The organism is Octadecabacter antarcticus 307 (assembly GCF_000155675.2).
In the GTDB taxonomy this organism is placed as follows: Bacteria; Pseudomonadota; Alphaproteobacteria; order Rhodobacterales; family Rhodobacteraceae; genus Octadecabacter; species Octadecabacter antarcticus.
Map to the genome: position 1 here is coordinate 3,948,178 of NC_020911.1, position 17,668 is coordinate 3,965,845.

Consider the following 17,668-nt stretch of genomic DNA (forward strand, 5'->3'; position numbering starts at 1 on the left):
CGTGACGATGCCCCCCCCGACAGCGCAACAGGTTAGGAAAAAACCTCCGGCGCGGGGATCACTTGGACCGAATTAATCTGCCACCCGTTCGGGGTCTCAATCATTTGATAATCAAGAATATAGAACAATCCACCCGGCCCTTGGACCTGAACTTCTTGGCGGGTGCGGCTTTGAAATTCCGTACGGTCCAAAAACTGCACATCCGAATTGTCCCAAACCATTGGATAGCCAGTGCGCACCATCAAGCCGAAGTTTTCGGGCGTGCCGAACATGCCTTGGATCATCGGGCTCGCGTATTCCCACGCTTGCGCCACATCACGATCAACAAAGGCCTGCAACTGGCTGGTGATTACATCTTCGATGCTGGCGTCTTGCGCCTGCGCCCCGGTTCCAAGAACAACAAGTGCGGCAACAATCTTAACGGTTCGAAACATGGCAAATTCCCTTATGGTTATGCATCAACGGTAAGCCGCAAGGGGTCTGTGTCAAATCACGTCTTCGATTTTACCAACTCACCGGCCAAGCCCGCTTCAATCAACGCGATGGAGTCTTCCAAGCCATACAGTGCGATAAACCCACCAAAACGTGGTCCCTGTTTTGCGCCCAGCAGCACTTCGTACAGACACGAGAACCACGCCCGCAGCGGATCAAACCCATGAACTTTACCCACCGCAAATACGATGGATTGCAAGAATTCGTCATCGCTCCAATTGACCTTAGGTAATGGCATATCCTTGCCCTCTTGCGCATTCTTTTGCGCAATCACCGCCAACGCCGCTTCGCCCGATTTTAACGCCAGGACCAAAGCCGTAAGCGCTGCGCGTTCTTGATCATCGGCCAAACGGAACACCTTTTGCGGCTCAACGAAGTCCATGTAGTATCGCACTGCAAAGCCCGCCGCAGCATCTAGATCAGGGTTCGATTCGGGCGACGCACCGGGTGCATAGCGCTGAATGAAGCCCCATAATTTGTCCTTATCTGTCGCTTGCGAAACTGACGCGAGATTCAGCAGCATCGAAAACGGCACAACCATGCTTGATGTCGGGACGTCCGCGCCATGAATATGAAACACCGGATTGTTCAGCTTAGCCGCATCATCCTGACCCGGATACGCGCGCAACTGCTGGTGATATTCATCAACCGCCTTGGGAATCACATCAAAATGCATCCGCTTGGCGGTCTTCGGCTTGAGGTACATGAAATACGACAGGCTTTCCGTGCTGGCATAGGTCAGCCAGTCGTCAATCGACACACCATTACCGGACGTCTTTGAAATCTTGTGGCCTTGATCATCGAGGAACAGTTCATAGCTGAAATGCTCCGGCTTTTTGCCGCCTAAAATTTCACAAATACGGTCATAGATCGGCGTGTTGGTGGAATGGTCTTTTCCATACATCTCAAAATCAACGCCCAGCGCTGCCCAGCGCGCGCCGAAATCTGGCTTCCACTGTAGCTTCACGTTGCCGCCTGTCACGGGCACGGTCCATTCGCGGCCAGTCTCGTCGTCAAACGTCACGGTGCCTTCCTTTGCGTCCACATGCTTCATCGGAACATACATCACGCGGCCCGTTTCAGGGTGCATCGGCAGAAAGATCGAATAGGTCTCACGGCGTTCATCACGAAGGCTCTTCAGCATCACCGCCATCACGTCGTCATAGCGTTCCACAGCGCGCAACAGGATCTCATCAAACGTGCCGGACTCGTAATATTCCTTGCCAGAAATGAACTCGTATTCAAACCCGAACGTGTCCAAAAACCGGCGCAGCATGGCGTTGTTATGGTGGCCAAAGCTTTCAAATTCGCCAAACGGGTCCGGCACCGATGTCAGCGGCAACTGCATATATTGCGCAAGCAGTTCAGGATTGGGCACATTGCTCGGCACTTTGCGCATGCCGTCCAGATCGTCCGAAAAACATATCAGCCGTGTCGGGATATCTGAAATCACCTGAAACGCACGGCGCACCATTGTTGTACGGCTGACCTCCCCAAACGTGCCGATATGGGGTAGACCGGACGGGCCATAGCCCGTTTCAAACAATACATGATCCTTGCCCGACGCCTCGATGCGCTTGAGCAGCCTGCGCGCTTCTTCAAAAGGCCAAGCCTTGGACGTCATTGCCGCCGCGCGCAAATTGCTCATGGGTTTTATCCGTTCAAAATGGCCCGGACCCCAACGGTCCAAGCGCCTGCGCGTCCTATGCCACACAGCACAAAGGGTCAATAAATCAAAGCGCCCACCACATCATACAAGCGTAATACCACCTGTAACCTGTTGATTTTTTTGCGCTCACTCCATAGGTGTTTACCATTAGAAAAGGAGCCACGCGCATGTCCGAAACCCCTTCTTTGACCGCACAAGACGCGCTTTGCGCCCTGATGATTGCCGTCTCCGCAAGTGACGAAGAAATTCGTACCGCCGAACTGGTGAAAATTACCAACATCATCAACAATCTGCCGGTATTCGCTGGCTACGATTCCGATCATGTGCCGCGCGTGTCCCAGACCGTGTTCGATCTGTTCGATCAAGAAGACGGGCTTGATGCATTGTTCGGGTTGATCCGCGATGCACTTCCCGAACGCCTGTTTGAAACGGCCTACGCACTTGCCTGTGATGTGGCAGCGGCGGACGGTGAAATCGCACAATCCGAGCTGCGGATGCTCGAAGAAATGCGCTATGAATTGAACATTGACCGTTTGCACGCCGCCGCCATTGAACGCGGGGCGCGCGCACGTCACATGACGCTTTAGTCCGTTACGATCACTTGATCGGTTGTGTCTTCCAGAACGTCATTGCGATACACCAGCCCCCAACGTTGCAACAATTTCTGCTGCAACCGTTTGGCACGGCGGTTCCACGCGATGGCCCCCTCAGGGACTTCATCGCCAGTCGCTTTGCCCCGCTCCCGACGATCCAAATCCGCCGCAAAAATCGTGAATACCAAATCGGACCCTTCGGCCGTTTCGATATAGCCAGCTAAGGCACTGACAAAATTTAGCGTGCCGGTTTTGGCCCTGACTTCGATGGGATAGTCCTCAAGGCGGTTGTTGTCCTGATCCGTCATCGCGATACGCCGCATGATCGGGCGCAGCGGGCCATCCGGCCCCACGGCCAGCAACAGTTTGACCATATCACCGCCGCTGACGCGGTTTGCGTCGCTTAACCCCGAATGATCGGCAAAATCGCACTCAACCCCGTATTTCCGGCCAATCCAACGGGTCATCTGCGCCGCTGACGCTTTGATATCCAGTGACGTTCTGAACTTCGACTGCGTGGCCGCCAGCCCGCAAATCTCCGCCGTAAGGTTGGTGGAATACAAAAGCATTTCCTGCAAAATTGTGCGCAACGTAGCACTGCGATGCTGCACCAACACCGCGCGATCTTCCGGAAGATCATCAATCACTTCAGGCGCAGGCAGCGTTACGCCAGCGCCGCGCGCCAGTGTTTGAAACACGTCGCCCGCGTAAAGCGCGGGCTGGCGTACCGGCATCCGCCGCGACCCACCATTGCCAAGTGCGCTGCGTGCGACCGTCCAACTATCAGGCGCATCTGTTGCAAAAACCGGCGACCCACGGTCAACGATCCGCACTCGCGCCATACTGACCGGCGGCCCGGGATTTTCTGTGCTTGCATCCATGCTCACTTGCCAGTTGCCGCTCACCTGCTTCCATTCGAAATGCACCCGATTATAGTTTAGGTTCAGCCCGCTGACCGCCGGATTATAGCCTAGATGATCCAACTGCGACGGCTCGATCTCTTCGGCATAAGGCAGCGCCCCACGCCAACACAAAAACCGCCCCGTTACCTCAGTCACGCCAGCAGCCTTCAGCGCGTCAGCCATTTCCGCCAGATGATCGGCAGACAATGTCGGATCACCACCACCCGCCAAAATCATATCACCACGCAAAATGCCACCTTGTACGTGACCGATGGCATATATCCGCGTTACAAACCGGAACGCCCCGCCAAGCGCGTCCAAGGCGTACAACGCTGTAACAGCTTTGGTGACACTGGCAGGCGGCAGCGCGATCCCCGCATCGATCTGCTCCAACATCTCACCTGTGTCCGCGTCAGCCAAAACACAGCCGACCGTGCCATCCAGATCGGCAGCGGCAATAATTTGTTCGATGCTTGCACGCACGCGCGGCGCAATCCGTGGGATTGGGCTGGTTTGGGGTGCAACATCCACTGTTCGGATCCGCGCGTTGGGGCGCGGTGACAACAGCGGCGCCTCAGCCAAGGCGACACCGGCGGCGCTAGATAACAAACCAGCCAAAATGGCTCTGCGTGAAAAAATGGCTCTACGTGAAAACGTCACTGACATCTCAAAACCCTATTCACCCATCGGGCGGTCGACAACCGCACCAGATGTCCACTTGCCCGTTTCGCGGATCGCAGTCGATGACAATTGCGACATCGGCAGGTTTGCAAAGGCCCACGCAGGTGCATCCATGTACCCCAAAAGCCCCGCAGCCCGCTCGATCAGACGCTCCTCGCGGTAAATCCGCGCGGCGCGTGACATGCGCGCCGAAATCCGGTCCCCCGGTCGCGCCAAAACACCAACGGGGACGCGCGCCATAATCTCGCGCCAGTCCTGCCAGCGATGAAATTGCGTCAGATTGTCCGCACCCATTAACCAAACGAACCGGACGCCTTGATAATACTCCTGCAGAGCCGCGATCGTCTGCGCCGTGTAGTGCGTGCCGAGACGCGCTTCAATGTCCGTCACCGTCACGCTGGGATGCTGCATGACGGCCCGCGCCCGCGTGACACGATCCGAAATTGGCGCAGGACCGTGCGTTTTTAAAGGGTTAGCGGGGCTCACCAACCACCACACACGGTCCAACCCGAACCGCACAAGCGCCGCCTTCGTGATATGCACATGTCCGGCATGGGCCGGATCAAACGATCCGCCCAGTAATCCCACCACTTGTCCGGCGCGGGCATATGGCATCCCATCCCGTTGCATATCCCGTCCATACGCAGCCGCTTCACCAAAGGCAATTCCGCCAGATCGGCAGCGCCATGATCATGCACCGTTCACGCGCCACTTTTTGCCAAGCCATTAACAATGAAACAACTCCTTGCCAGTAAGGTGACGTCACAATTCATGTTAAGGCAGATGCGTGTCCTATTTCGTCGTCACATATATAGGGCTGATCGCCGTGATACTGGTGTTGGCCCCACTGCTCTGGCAGGTCTTTCGGGAAAACGCCTTGCTACAATCCTATGTCCACGACGCAAGACATGAGGTCGCGGCGACAATCCGGCAATCCGAACACTATCGGCTGGCCTGCGAAAATGCGTCTGACGGACTTATCCTGCAAGATATGCGCGGACGCATAATCTGGTGCAATCCGGCCTACTGCAAAATGCATTGTATGACCCCTGGAGACGTCATTGGCCGCAACCCACTGGAATTTGTCTTGCCGCCCGACAGGGCCCTCACGCCTGAAGAAATTGAAGAAACCGACTTTGATATAGATATAACTGAGGGGAGGCTGCATCTGTTCCAGAACCAAAATGCCCTTGGGGACTTGTTTTGGATTCAACTCAGCGTGTCGTTTCACAAATCGGCTGACGGACGCGAAAGTGCAATTGCGGTGTGTCGTGACGTGACAGAGCAGATAGAACGTCAAAATCAGCTGAACGAAATCGGTCAACGCCTTGAACATGAAGCCACCCATGACGGGTTGACAGGCGTGCCCAATCGCGCGGTTTTCCAGACGTTTATCGGCGATGCCCTGCGCTCCGGTGACGGCGCTCCGGTCGGGCTTTTGCATATTGATCTGGATAGCTTCAAGGCTATAAACGATACCCATGGCCATTCTGGTGGTGACGCGGTACTTACCCCCACGGCAGACGTCATCCGTCAAAACATACGTGACGGCGACTTATTGGCCCGCGTAGGCGGTGACGAATTTGTCGTAGTCTGCCCCAACACCGCAGACTTGGCCTATTTGGACGGCTTCAGCGCACGACTGCTCCAAGCCATTTCAATGCCTTTTGAATGGTGCAACCGAATTTTACAGATCGAGGCGAGCATCGGCGCCGCAATCTCTCGATCCGAGAATACTACGGCTGAAAGTCTGCTGGTTCAGGCTGACTTTGCACTCTATGAGGCTAAGCGCGCAGGCCGCAATCAAGTGGCGCTCTATGACCAAGCCCTGCACGATCGTAACACCTTCCAAAGCCGCCGTGCCATCGAACTTGCGGATACCATCGACACCGGAACCATGGACTATTGGTTCCAACCAACCATGTCGATTGAGACAGGCCAGATTATCGGCATGGAAACGCTTGTACGATGGACCCATCCCGTTGATGGCGTCATCGCCCCCGACGATTTCCTGCCGATGGTCAAAGAACTGGGGCTTTTGGGGGCATTGGATCTGTGGTCGATGACCGCTGCCCTGACCCAAAAACAAAAGCTCAATCTCGCAGGATTCAGTGACATTGGCATAGCGTTCAACGCGTCCCCCGAATTGCTGAGCCATCCAGACTTCATCCGGCGCCTCATTTGGGGGGTTGAGGCCGCTGGCATCGACCGCGCACAGGTCATCATCGAAGTATTGGAAAACACGAATTTCGGTGACGCGTCCGAAACAGCATCACACGCCGCCATCATCCGCGATTTGCATGAAGCCGGGTTTCAGGTTTACCTTGATGATTTCGGCGTCGGATTTGCGGGCCTGTCCCACCTTGCCAAACTCGATGTCACAGGGGTGAAAATTGATCGCGGCCTCGTAACGAATCTGTTGGGCGATGCAACCAGTCGTAAGATCGTGCGCAAAATCGTCGAACTGTCCAACGATCTTGGCCTCAACGTTATTGCCGAAGGCGTCGAAGACCTGGCCACCGCCAAGGCTCTTCAGGCCATGGGCTGCAGCGTGATCCAAGGCTACTGGCTTTCGCCCCCCCCTGCCATCCGACGACCTGATGGACTGGGCTGCAAGATCGCCAACTTCAAGACCGCCCCATGCGCGTATAACCCCCCCCATTGCGCCGACCTGACCACGCGCGTATCCACGGCACGAATATTCGCAATATCAGGGGAACAGACACATGGCCGCCTATCAATATGTTTACTTTATGGACGGTGTGTCCAAAACCTACCCCGGTGGTAAAAAGGTATTCGAAAACATCCGCCTGAACTTCCTGCCCGGCGTTAAAATAGGCGTCGTCGGCGTGAACGGCACGGGTAAATCAACCCTGATGCGGATAATGGCCGGTCAAGACAAAGAATTTCAGGGTGAGGCATGGGCCGCAGAGGGCGCGACCGTTGGCTATCTGCCGCAGGAACCAGAACTCGACGCGACGCTAACCGTGCGCGAAAACGTCATGCTCGGCGTGAAGGCCAAGCAGGATATTCTAAATCGCTACAATGATCTTGCGATGAACTATTCTGACGAAACAGCGGACGAAATGGCTCAGCTTCAGGATGAGATTGACGCCCAAAACCTCTGGGACCTCGATGCGCAGATCGATGTGAGCATGGAGGCGTTGCGCTGCCCCGCCGATGATGCCGACGTCACAACACTGTCGGGCGGTGAAAAACGTCGCGTCGCCCTGTGCCAACTCCTCCTCGACGCGCCAGACATGTTGCTGTTGGACGAACCGACAAACCACCTCGACGCCGAAACAATCGCATGGCTGCAACAGCACCTCGTTGATTATAAAGGCACAATCCTGATCGTCACCCACGATCGCTACTTCCTTGATGCAATCACCAGCTGGATTTTGGAACTCGACCGTGGCTCGGGCGTTCCGCACGAAGGCAACTATTCCAGCTGGTTGGAAGCCAAGGCAAAACGTCTGTCCAAGGAAGCCAAGGACGACAAATCCAAGCAGCGCACGCTGGAACGCGAACTGGAATGGATGCGCCAAGGTGCCAAAGCCCGTCAGGCCAAATCCAAGGCGCGTATTTCGGCCTATAACGACCTTGCCAATCAGTCCGAACGCGAAAAGATGGGCCGTGCGCAGATCATCATTCCCAACGGCCAACGTCTTGGTGAAAAGGTGATTGAGGTTGAAAACCTCACCAAAGCGATGGGCGACAAACTCCTGATCGAGAACCTGTCGTTTGAACTCCCGCCCGGTGGGATCGTCGGCGTCATTGGGCCAAACGGCGCGGGTAAATCAACGCTGTTTTCCATGCTCACAGGGCAGGCCGAACCGGATTCCGGAACCGTTAGTTTTGGCGACACCGTGCAGATGTCCTACGTCGATCAATCCCGCGACGCGCTGGACGCAGATGTCACCGTCTGGGAAGAAATCACTGGCGGCGCTGAGGTCATCAAACTTGGCGACGCAGAAATGAACTCCCGCGCCTACTGCTCCGCGTTCAACTTCAAAGGCGGCGATCAGCAGAAAAAGGTCGGCATCCTGTCGGGCGGTGAACGCAACCGCGTCCACATGGCCAAGCTGTTGAAATCAGGCGGAAACGTCCTGTTACTTGACGAACCTACCAACGACCTCGACGTTGAAACCCTGCGCGCCCTCGAAGACGCCATCGTCGATTTCGCAGGCTGCGCCGTGGTCATCTCCCACGACCGCTTCTTCCTCGACCGGATTTGCACCCACATCCTCGCATTTGAAGGCGAAGCCCACGTCGAATTCTTCAACGGCAACTTTGAGGACTACGAAGAAGACAAAAGAAAGCGCTTAGGAACTGATGCGATGGAGCCGAAGCGGATGAAGCATAAGAAATTCGTGAGATAAATAGTCATGAGTATATGGACCTGTCCATTTTGTGGCCTGCACCAAACGGTGACAAGGGTTAAAACAAGTACCGTCGAGATTGCTTTTGAAATCCACGACTGTGCCGGAGGCCCAATGGGGCTGCGTGGAATTGCAGTTGGCTGTTCCAACGAAAGTTGTAAGAAGGTTCAGGTTACGGCGGAAGTTATTGCCGCCAAGACCGGTCAGATTGGTTTTAAATCTATGACCCCCAAACGACCCTTTCGAAGAAAATTGTTCCAGACAGCATAACAAAGGTTCAACCTGACTACATCCCTCAAGTTCTGAGAGAGGACTACGCTGAGGCATGCCTGATTAGGGACTTAAGTCCAAAAGCGTCAGCCACTCTTGCACGGCGATGCATTCAAGGAATGATTAGAGATTTTTGTGGCATCTCAAAGGGACGTTTAGTTGACGAAATAAGTGAAGGACTACCGGCTGACGCCGGCAGCATCATTTAGAGGAATGCAATTCCAGATACTGTGTGATGACGTCGTCAGTCACATTTCCAGAGGTGGTTGAGAAATATCCGCGTGCCCAAAACCGCCTGCCCCAGTAGCGCTTGCGCAACTCAGGGAATTCCATCTGGATGCGGCGCGACGAGCGGCCCTTTATGCGTTGCATAACGTTGGACAGGGACAGTTTTGGTGGGATCGACAGGAACATGTGCACATGATCGCGTCCCAGCACACCTTTTACGATATGGACGCCCATTTCGGCGCATGTTTGCATGATAATCTCGCGTGTGCGCGGATGAGGAATAACGCATGATCTTCTCTCCTGAATTTTGAAACCATACTGCTTGGATCCAAGATTGAAGTGCGACGATTAATTGTTTTAATGGCCGTAAGATCTTCGGCCATGGCTTCAGCGGGAGTTCTCCATCCTAGTGTCTTACGAGGTCGGTCGTTCATCAGGCGTGCGACGTCGTTCAGGGCGGCTTGACTGAGGCAGCCCAGGTCAGTTCCTTTCGGGAAAAACTGGCGTAGCAGCCCGTTTGTATTTTTGTTTGAACCGCGTTGCCACGGGGTGTGGGGGTCACAAAACCAGATGTCGACCTTCAGACGGCGAGAGAGTTCTGGGTGGCAAGCCATCCACTGCCCGGCAGTGGTTTGCTCGCAAACCATGAGAGGGTCAGAACCACGATCATAGGTCATCGAGCGGCGCAACGCCACGGGCAGACGTTTCATTTGCCGCGTAAAGCCCTCGAGAGCAGCATTGGCGGTACAACCCTGCGTTCTGTGCTACAATTGATCCCCCGGATCAATTGCTTGGCGAAGGCTTATCCCCTTTGCTCCGGCGGCACCTGATGTAGTGTGAAGCGGCTTGCCAATCTACAATGTTCTTGTATTGTTCTACCCATGCCAGCCAGATGGAAAAACGACAAACCCATGTCCCGCCCGGCGTTCGACGCCAGGTTTTCTGATGAGGAAGCGTGTTCGCATTATCTGGCGGAACATCGTTGGCCTGAGGGCTTTGTGTGTCCTTCCTGTGGCACCTGCAAGGGCTGGCCGTTAAAGCGAAATCGCGCGACTTGGGAATGTGCCGGTTGCGCACGGCAGACATCCGTGACGGCTGGCACGGTGATGCACAGCAGCCATTTGCCGTTGCGAATTTGGTTTCTTGCCGCGCACATCATCACCAGCCATTCCAACGGCATGTCAGCGCTGCAACTTCAGGCGCAACTTGGCCTTGGCAGCTACAAGACGGCGTGGCTCCTCTTGCAAAAGCTGCGGCGGTCGATGGTCAACCCTGACCGCAACCCCCTGAAAGACCTTGTCGAGATCGATGAAACAGAGATTCCGTTCCGGTCCCGGCATGATCCCGAGGACCGGCCAAAGGGTGGGCGGAGCCCGGTCGGAAAGATGTTTGTCGTCTGCGCCGTCGAGTTATCAAGAGACGGACATCCGCGCCGTATCAGGATGAAACACATTCCCGACGGCGCATCAAAGACGCTACACGGGTTCATTGGTCAGGCTGTAGAGCCTGGCGCTCACGTCATCACGGATGGCTGGCTAGGTTACGAAAATCCCCCTGCAAACACGCATGAGGCGAAGGTCGTCAGCGGCAAGAAGGCACATGACATACTCCACTGGGTCCACCGCGTGTTCTCCAACCTAAAAACGTGGGCAAAAGGCGTCTTCCACGGCCTCAGAAAATGCCATCTGCAACGCTATCTCGACGAATTTGTGTTCCGCTGGAACCGACGGCGACACATGCGAAGCGCCTTCGACACGCTGCTGGGGATCGGTGTTGGTATTGGCCCAGCGACATATCGTGATTTTGTTGAACAGCGCGCCTGAAGGCCCTTGTTCACGGCAAAAGCCACGCCCCATAAACCCACCAGATGTTACAAACTGATCCGATCCGCCTCTCAAGCCACAAGGGCGAGGTTCTGCGCCGCGTCAACATGTGGGGCAACCGGACTAAAAGGGATAAGCCTTTGCTTGGCGCTTGAACTTCTGAGAATGACGAAGCGCGTCTTGCGTTCCACCACCGTACCTATCGCTGAGCGATTGAAAGCCCCTTAATCAAGTCTCCTTCCCAGTGGCCAGGAACCAGACGTGCCTCGATGTCTTCGGGACGATGGATAATACGCAACGTTTCCGGCACCATAGCGGAGCCCGCTAAGCTGGTGCTTTGAGCACCGCGTTTTGGTTTGGCCCGCCGCAGCGCCTCAATCATCAGCGCCTTCAATCCGCCACGTGGCTGAGCGTAGATCGCAGCATAGATCGCTTCGTGGCTAATGCGCTGACTGAGATCATCTAGATGCATGAGCCGTAATCTGGCCGCGATCTGCTCTGGCGACCAGCACCAATAGATCAGACGGTTGCGCACCCAATCATAAAACGGGGCACCAGGGGCCAGCTTCCGCCGCCGACCAGAGCGCCGTTGTGCCATATCATGAGCACGCCGCGCCTCTTGGGGATCGTAGCTATCGGACGCGCCGCGCCGCTTCAATTCATGCCCGATGGTGCCATGATGCCTCCCCAGAAGGCGGCCAATCTCACGCAGGCTCGAGCCACGTTGATGTTCTGCAAAGATTACGCCTCGTTCCTCGTTCCTCGGCGTCCAGGTGTTTGTAGTGACTTTCCATAGCAACATCCTATGACGCTCTCAGCGGCAGGTGTCGCACTTCAATCTTGAGCCTAAGCTGCTAATGCGGGTTTCAAAATTCAGGAGAGAAGATCAATCATAGATTCGCTGAAGCTGACCGGCTAGAAGCCGGTGGTTTCGATCCATTAGGTGGAAAATGAACTTGGGCGGCGCATTGACGCTGACGATGCACCTAAGGGCGTATCCGACGATAGTGTGGAAGCGATTGACCATGTGCGAAAAATTGGCAATATCGGTGCGCACATGGAAAAAGATATTGGTGTTATCGTTTCGGTCGAACCAGAGGAAGCTCAGTTGCTAATTGAATTGATCGAGTCGTTTGTTGATGAGTGGTATGTTTCAAGAAATACTCGCACGGCCCGTTTCGGCAAGCTAAAGGCATTGGCAACGAGTAAAGAGGATTTGAAGGCGAAAGGAGGCGACTAATTTCCCCTCACTTCCGCTTCACAAACTCCGTCAATATCACAATCCTCTGACCCTCAACCTTGCCTTCAATATGCGCCGCATTCTCCGGCACCAGTGAGATATTGCGCACCGCCGTGCCGCGTTTGGCGGTAAACCCCGCGCCCTTCACTACCAAATCCTTTACCAAAACGACCGTATCGCCGTGTTCCAGCCGCATGCCGTTGCTGTCGAAATGTTCCACCACCAGCGCCGACGCTTCGGCCAGCGCCATAACCTCAGGCTCCATCATCATGCTGTCGCGCGCATCCGTCGCCCACATCTCATCGATCTCACCGAGACGCCGCCACACGGCGATCTGCACCGATGACTCGACAGACCACATCGCCCCTTCGAGACAGCGCCAATGGGCGGCGGGCACATCGCCCTCACCGCGACAGGCGGGACACAACAGCACCTGATCCTCAGGTGGGACGTCAACACTCACCAAACCATCCGCCCCGCCGCAAAATTCGCAAGCACTTCCCGCGCGGTCCATCAATTCATCCCAGCGCATCGCAATATCCTTCAGCATTTCAGGGGCAATTTCGTGCCTGTCAGATACCTATGCGGGGCCAACTGCAACCCTTTTCAACCTTGGCGGTAATTCGCCAACAACGTGAATGTGCGGCCTTACCCCTTGCCAAACGGCCCAACCTGCCCCATATGATACTTTGCAAACGTTATTCTATCTCGACCACTGTCTTCCTTCATCGGCGACCGTCAATCGATCTAGCACTGACTACGCCAAGCTGCCGCACAACGCGGGCAGTACGTTCTAAAGGAAGACATGACATGGCCAACGGTACAGTCAAATGGTTCAACACAACAAAAGGCTTCGGCTTTATCGCTCCTGAAACTGGCGGCAAGGACGTTTTCGTTCACATCTCCGCAGTTGAGCGTTCCGGCCTCACAGGTCTGGCAGACGATCAAAAGGTAACTTTTGACGTTGAAGCCGGTCGCGACGGTCGTGAGTCCGCGGTTAATCTCGCACTCGCATAAATTTTAGGTCTACGGACCTTATGAAGGGCGGTTCCTATGGGAGCCGCCTTTTTTTGTGTTCGTTTGTCAGTGCAACGGCTTGGTCAGCCAAAGTGAACGTGACCTTCAGAACGACGCGGTATTTGTCGATTTTTCCATCGCTCACGGTGACTTTCTGGCCCGCGACCCACGCACCCATGATCCCTTTAAGCGATTTGGATGCGCGTTGGATGCCATTCTCAAAGGCGTCATCAAACGACTTGGAAGACGAACAGATGATCGCGATAACTTTTGCGACTGAATTAAACGTAGGCTTATGCCAGTTGGTTATTTGATCACGTGAGCCGTGTGGTTTGCGGACGTCCACGCCAGCATTCAGATTGTCCCCGTTCAGATTATTGGGCAATCAGGCTAAGGACCGACGGCCCAATGCCATTCACAATTTTTTCCACACCTAAAGCGCTAGGGTGAATGCCATCACTTTGCATATACAACAAACGCACAGCTGCCAGATCGGTGCCATCCTCCAACGGTGCAAAGAAATTTGCATAAAGGTCTAGCCCGTAGATCTGCGCCAGCTCCGGATACATCGCATCAAACGCGGCCTCATACGCGGGGCCATAATTACTGGGCGCATCCAACCCGACCAACAACACCTCGACACCAGCATCCACCGCCGCGCGCAGAATCGCATCTAAATTCGCACGGCTCACGTCCGGATTAATACCGCGCAACAAATCATTGCCACCCAAATTCACGATCATCGCATCAACGTTTGGCGTCAGTGTCCATGCCGCACGGCTGAGCCCCCCCGCCGTCGTGTCGCCAGATACGCCTGCGTTGATCACCTTCACATCGGCCCCGCGCGCCCGCAACCATGCCTCCAGCTGCGGCACAAACCCTTCCTCCATTGGCAATCCATAGCCTTGGGTCAAAGAATCCCCCAATGCGGCAATGGTCACTGTCTCTGCCTGCGCCGCACCTGCCAGCGCACCGGTGCTTAAAATCAAACCCAATCCAAGGTTGCGACCAGCGCGTAACACTCCATATGAAACTGACCCGAACAAGCCAAAGGCCACCCCGATGACTGATGCCCTCTCGCTCTCCAATGTCTCCCTTTCGCTGTCAGGCAACGCCGGTACGGTTGACATCCTGCACGACATTTCGCTCACGGTGAAAAAGGGTGAAACGCTTGGGCTCGTCGGGCCGAGTGGATCTGGCAAATCATCTCTCCTGATGTTGATGGGCGGGCTTGAAACCGCGTCGTCTGGGTCTATCACAGCGCTCGGAACAGACATCACACACTTGGGTGAAGACGAACTTGCGCGCTTTCGTCAGTGTAATATGGGGGTGGTGTTTCAATCCTTCCACCTCATTCCCACAATGACCGCGCTGGAAAACGTCGCGACGCCGCTGGAACTGGCTGGTGTGCGCGATGCCTATGACCGCGCCAACGCTGAACTTGCCGCCGTCGGCCTTTCCAATCGTGCAACGCATTACCCCGCGCAGATGTCAGGCGGTGAACAACAACGTGTCGCGCTGGCCCGCGCGTCCGTCACCCGCCCAAAACTGCTTTTGGCCGATGAACCTACTGGAAACCTTGATGAAACCAATGGTGCAGCTATCATCGACATGTTGTTTGATCTGCGCGAACAACACGGCGCAACGCTGATCATGGTCACGCACTCAAACGAACTCGCGGCGCGCTGTGACCGTGTGATCCGCTTACGCGACGGACATATCGATACGCTTCAGGCCGCGGCTGAATGACCCCGTCCACATTTTTCGTTGCATGGACCTTTGCCAAACGTGAACTGCGCGGTGGGCTTCACGGCTTTCGCATCTTCCTTGCGTGCCTCGCCCTTGGCGTCGCGGCCATCGCCGCTGTCGGCACCGTGCGCGCCTCCATCCAGGCGGGCCTAGCCGCCAATGGTGCCGCCCTTCTTGGTGGTGAAGCCGTCGTGCGCTTCACCTACCGGTTTGCTGAACCCGAAGAACGTGCTTGGATGGCATCCATTGCGACCCGCGTTTCGGAAACCACTGATTTCCGCTCCATGGTTGTGGTTGAACGCGACACCGTCGAACGCGGCCTGACCCAAGTACAGGCGGTGGACAATTTGTACCCGCTCATCGGCGAAACCACACTCGATCCGGCTATGCCACTGGCTGATGCCTTTGCAGGCAATGCCACGTTCCCTGGCGGCGTCATGGAACGCGCCCTTGCCGACCGACTTGCGCTCACGGCTGGTGACAGGTTCAAACTGGGCGAACAGACCTTCGTCCTCTCCGCGATCCTTGTGTCTTACCCCGACAATTCAGGCGGCGGATTTGGCCTTGGCCCTCGCACGCTGGTGTTGCTTGACGACCTCGAAAACTCTGGCCTTCTTGCGAAAGGCACCCTGATGGAAAGTAACTATCGCCTTGATCTTGCGGACAACGCAGACCTCGAAAGCCTCGAAAACCAAGCCGAAACTCTGTTCGAAAACTCTGGCCTGCGCTGGCGCGACGCCCGCGCAGGTGCCCCCGGTATTGCGCGTTTTGTTGATCGGATCGCCGCGTTCTTGATTCTGATCGGGCTGTCGGGCCTTGCTGTTGGTGGTGTCGGTGTTTCCGCCGCCGTACGCTCCTACCTAAGCGGTAAATCGAACGTCATCGCGATCCTGAAAACCCTCGGCGCGACACGGCGCACAATTTTCCTAACCTATTTCCTACAAATTGGCATCCTCACCATCGTTGGCGTCGCAATCGGCGTGGTCTTAGGTGTCGCTATTCCACTGGCCTTCGCCCCCCTTATTGAGTCCCGCTTGCCGATCCCAGCCGATTTCACGCTCCACGCTGCGCCATTGTTTGAGGCTGCAATCTACGGCGTCCTTGCCGCGCTCATCTTCACCCTCTGGCCACTGGCCCGCACCGAAGACATTAAACCTGCAACCCTGTTTCGTGACGCCTTCGGCGCGGGCAAAACCCTTCCTGCGACCAAATACCTCATCATCACGCTGCTGCTGCTCGCAACCCTCATTGGCACAGCGATCATATTCTCCGGTACCGCCTTCCTGACCCTGTGGACGGTGGGCGGCATCCTGTTTGCCCTCGCCCTTCTGGTCGCAGCCGCAGCCGTCGCGCGGTTCACTGCCCTGAAATTCAGACGTTTATCACGCGGTCGCCCCGCGCTGCGTTTCGCCCTCGCCTCCATCGGCGCGCGGGGCGGTGAAACCACCTCCGTGGTCCTCTCCCTTGGCCTTGGTCTTGCCGTTCTTGCCGCTGTCGGGCAGATCGACGGCAACCTGCGCAGCGCTATCGCCAATGAATTGCCCGACATCGCGCCCAGCTATTTCTTTGTGGACATCCAGCCCGATCAAATCGACGGGTTCCGCGAGCGGCTGGACAACGATCCGCAGGTGTCAAACTACGAGGCCGTCCCCATGCTGCGCGGCATCATCACCCAGATCAACGGCCAGTCCGCAGGCGATTTCACCGATCACTGGGTGCTGCAAGGCGACCGCGGCGTGACCTATTCCAACCTGCCCGGGGATGGTACGATCATCACAGACGGAGAGTGGTGGCCAGCCGATTACGCGGGCCCGCCGCTGATCAGTTTCGCAACCGAAGAAGCGATCGAAATGGGCCTGAATATCGGCGACACGATCACCACCAACATCTTGGGACGTGACATCACCGCGACCATCGCCAACTTCCGCGAGGTTTCGTTCGAGGACGCAGGCATCGGCTTTATAATGTCAATGAACCCCGCCGCCTTACAAGGCGCACCACATTCCTGGATCAGCACAGTCTACAGTGAACCCGAAGCCGAAGCCGCCATTCTGCGCGACCTCGCCACCGCCTACCCAAATATCACCGCGATCCGCGTGCGCGATGCGATTGACCAGGTCGTGCAATTGCTCGGTGGCATTTCCGCAGCCACCCGCTACGGCGCACTCGCAACCTTGCTCACCGGATTCCTTGTCCTGATTGGTGCCGCAGCCGCAGGGATGCCCGCCCGCACGTTTGAGGCCGCAGTACTGAAAACGCTAGGTGCATCGCGCGCCACCATCCTGCGCAGCTTCGCTCTGCGCTCTGCCCTCCTCGGCCTGGCGGCGGGTCTTGTCGCGCTCGCCGCAGGGATATTGGGCGGCTGGGCGGTTTCAACGTTCATCATGGAAACTGGCTACACCCCGATCTGGACATCGGCGGGCGCAATCATCTTGGGCGGCATGGCGGCGACGTTGCTGGCGGGTCTTGCGTTTGCATGGCGCGCCCTTGCCGCCAAACCCGCCCACGTCCTAAGATCGCGCGAATGACCCAGCCTTCAGTTTCTACTGCCGCGCGTTTCTTTGGCTACGGCAGCCTCGTCAATCTGGCGACCCATGACTATCCTGACCCAACGCCCGCGAC

At 56.1% G+C, this 17,668-nt stretch carries 15 protein-coding genes and 3 pseudogenes; 8 read left to right on the top strand and 10 right to left on the bottom strand.

Annotated elements, in window-relative coordinates; all coding sequences use genetic code 11:
* Positions 1-32 precede the first annotated feature (32 nt).
* Positions 33-434 (bottom strand): DUF4864 domain-containing protein, encoded by a 402-nt coding sequence (locus OAN307_RS20205; RefSeq protein WP_015501383.1) that lies wholly within the window; start codon positions 432-434, stop codon positions 33-35.
* A 56-nt stretch (positions 435-490) separates the two neighbouring features.
* Entirely contained in the window at positions 491-2,140 is a 1,650-nt protein-coding gene (locus tag OAN307_RS20210) for a lysine--tRNA ligase (protein WP_015501384.1), read from the bottom strand.
* A gap of 188 nt (positions 2,141-2,328) precedes the next feature.
* On the opposite strand from OAN307_RS20210, the gene OAN307_RS20215 reads away from it, so the two are divergent.
* Positions 2,329-2,748, top strand: coding sequence for a tellurite resistance TerB family protein (locus OAN307_RS20215; RefSeq protein ID WP_015501385.1), 420 nt, complete (start codon positions 2,329-2,331; stop codon positions 2,746-2,748).
* Here OAN307_RS20215 and dacB read toward each other — a convergent pair.
* Both dacB and OAN307_RS20225 read right to left on the bottom strand, forming a co-directional pair.
* Positions 2,745-4,322 (bottom strand): D-alanyl-D-alanine carboxypeptidase/D-alanyl-D-alanine endopeptidase, encoded by a 1,578-nt coding sequence (gene dacB, locus OAN307_RS20220; protein ID WP_015501386.1) that lies wholly within the window; start codon positions 4,320-4,322, stop codon positions 2,745-2,747. The genes OAN307_RS20215 and dacB overlap by 4 nt on opposite strands.
* Positions 4,323-4,331: 9 nt before the next feature.
* The gene (locus tag OAN307_RS20225; RefSeq protein ID WP_015501387.1) at positions 4,332-4,967 is read right to left on the bottom strand and encodes a nicotinate-nucleotide adenylyltransferase; all 636 of its coding nucleotides are present in this window, start codon (positions 4,965-4,967) and stop codon (positions 4,332-4,334) included.
* Between the two features lie 157 nt (positions 4,968-5,124).
* Between OAN307_RS20225 and OAN307_RS20230 the strand changes: the two genes are divergently transcribed.
* Positions 5,125-7,125 (top strand): putative bifunctional diguanylate cyclase/phosphodiesterase, encoded by a 2,001-nt coding sequence (locus tag OAN307_RS20230; protein ID WP_015501388.1) that lies wholly within the window; start codon positions 5,125-5,127, stop codon positions 7,123-7,125.
* Positions 7,064-8,719 carry an energy-dependent translational throttle protein EttA gene (gene ettA / locus OAN307_RS20235; RefSeq protein WP_015501389.1) on the top strand — a complete coding sequence of 552 codons (1,656 nt, stop codon included), beginning with the start codon at positions 7,064-7,066 and terminating at the stop codon, positions 8,717-8,719. Before OAN307_RS20230 ends, ettA begins: the two co-directional genes overlap by 62 nt.
* A 471-nt stretch (positions 8,720-9,190) precedes the next feature.
* On the opposite strand, the pseudogene tnpA reads toward ettA, so the two are convergent.
* Positions 9,191-9,487, bottom strand: a pseudogene (tnpA, locus tag OAN307_RS20240) (IS200/IS605 family transposase); the annotation flags it as partial.
* Positions 9,488-9,570: 83 nt separating this feature from the next.
* Positions 9,571-9,978: pseudogene (locus OAN307_RS27115) on the bottom strand (IS30 family transposase); the annotation flags it as partial.
* Positions 9,979-10,098: 120 nt separating this feature from the next.
* Here OAN307_RS27115 and OAN307_RS20245 point away from each other — a divergent pair.
* Positions 10,099-11,040 carry an IS1595-like element ISOan10 family transposase gene (locus OAN307_RS20245; RefSeq protein ID WP_015498511.1) on the top strand — a complete coding sequence of 314 codons (942 nt, stop codon included), beginning with the start codon at positions 10,099-10,101 and terminating at the stop codon, positions 11,038-11,040.
* 161 nt (positions 11,041-11,201) lie between these two features.
* Here OAN307_RS20245 and OAN307_RS20250 read toward each other — a convergent pair.
* A pseudogene (locus OAN307_RS20250) lies at positions 11,202-11,834 on the bottom strand (IS30 family transposase); the annotation flags it as partial.
* Between the two features lie 149 nt (positions 11,835-11,983).
* Here OAN307_RS20250 and OAN307_RS20255 point away from each other — a divergent pair.
* The gene (locus OAN307_RS20255; protein WP_015501392.1) at positions 11,984-12,280 is read left to right on the top strand and encodes a DUF4145 domain-containing protein; all 297 of its coding nucleotides are present in this window, start codon (positions 11,984-11,986) and stop codon (positions 12,278-12,280) included.
* Between the two features lie 7 nt (positions 12,281-12,287).
* Here the strand turns inward: OAN307_RS20255 and OAN307_RS20260 are convergent, their stop codons facing one another.
* Positions 12,288-12,830 carry an alkylphosphonate utilization protein gene (locus OAN307_RS20260; RefSeq protein ID WP_245540906.1) on the bottom strand — a complete coding sequence of 181 codons (543 nt, stop codon included), beginning with the start codon at positions 12,828-12,830 and terminating at the stop codon, positions 12,288-12,290.
* Between the two features lie 260 nt (positions 12,831-13,090).
* Here OAN307_RS20260 and OAN307_RS20265 point away from each other — a divergent pair, with 260 nt between their 5' ends.
* Positions 13,091-13,297 (top strand): cold-shock protein, encoded by a 207-nt coding sequence (locus tag OAN307_RS20265; protein WP_015496137.1) that lies wholly within the window; start codon positions 13,091-13,093, stop codon positions 13,295-13,297.
* Positions 13,298-13,331: 34 nt separating this feature from the next.
* Here OAN307_RS20265 and OAN307_RS20270 read toward each other — a convergent pair whose 3' ends face one another.
* Positions 13,332-13,643 (bottom strand): dodecin family protein, encoded by a 312-nt coding sequence (locus tag OAN307_RS20270; protein ID WP_015501394.1) that lies wholly within the window; start codon positions 13,641-13,643, stop codon positions 13,332-13,334.
* 28 nt (positions 13,644-13,671) lie between these two features.
* A complete protein-coding gene (locus OAN307_RS20275; RefSeq protein WP_245540907.1) occupies positions 13,672-14,319 on the bottom strand; it encodes an arylesterase in 648 nt (215 codons plus the stop codon).
* A 40-nt stretch (positions 14,320-14,359) separates the two neighbouring features.
* On the opposite strand from OAN307_RS20275, the gene OAN307_RS20280 reads away from it, so the two are divergent.
* Positions 14,360-15,046, top strand: coding sequence for an ABC transporter ATP-binding protein (locus tag OAN307_RS20280; RefSeq protein ID WP_015501396.1), 687 nt, complete (start codon positions 14,360-14,362; stop codon positions 15,044-15,046).
* On the top strand, positions 15,043-17,574 hold the full coding sequence (locus OAN307_RS20285) for an ABC transporter permease (protein ID WP_044044127.1): 2,532 nt from the start codon (positions 15,043-15,045) through the stop codon (positions 17,572-17,574). The genes OAN307_RS20280 and OAN307_RS20285 overlap by 4 nt, the downstream gene beginning before the upstream one ends.
* Positions 17,575-17,668 lie beyond the last annotated feature (94 nt).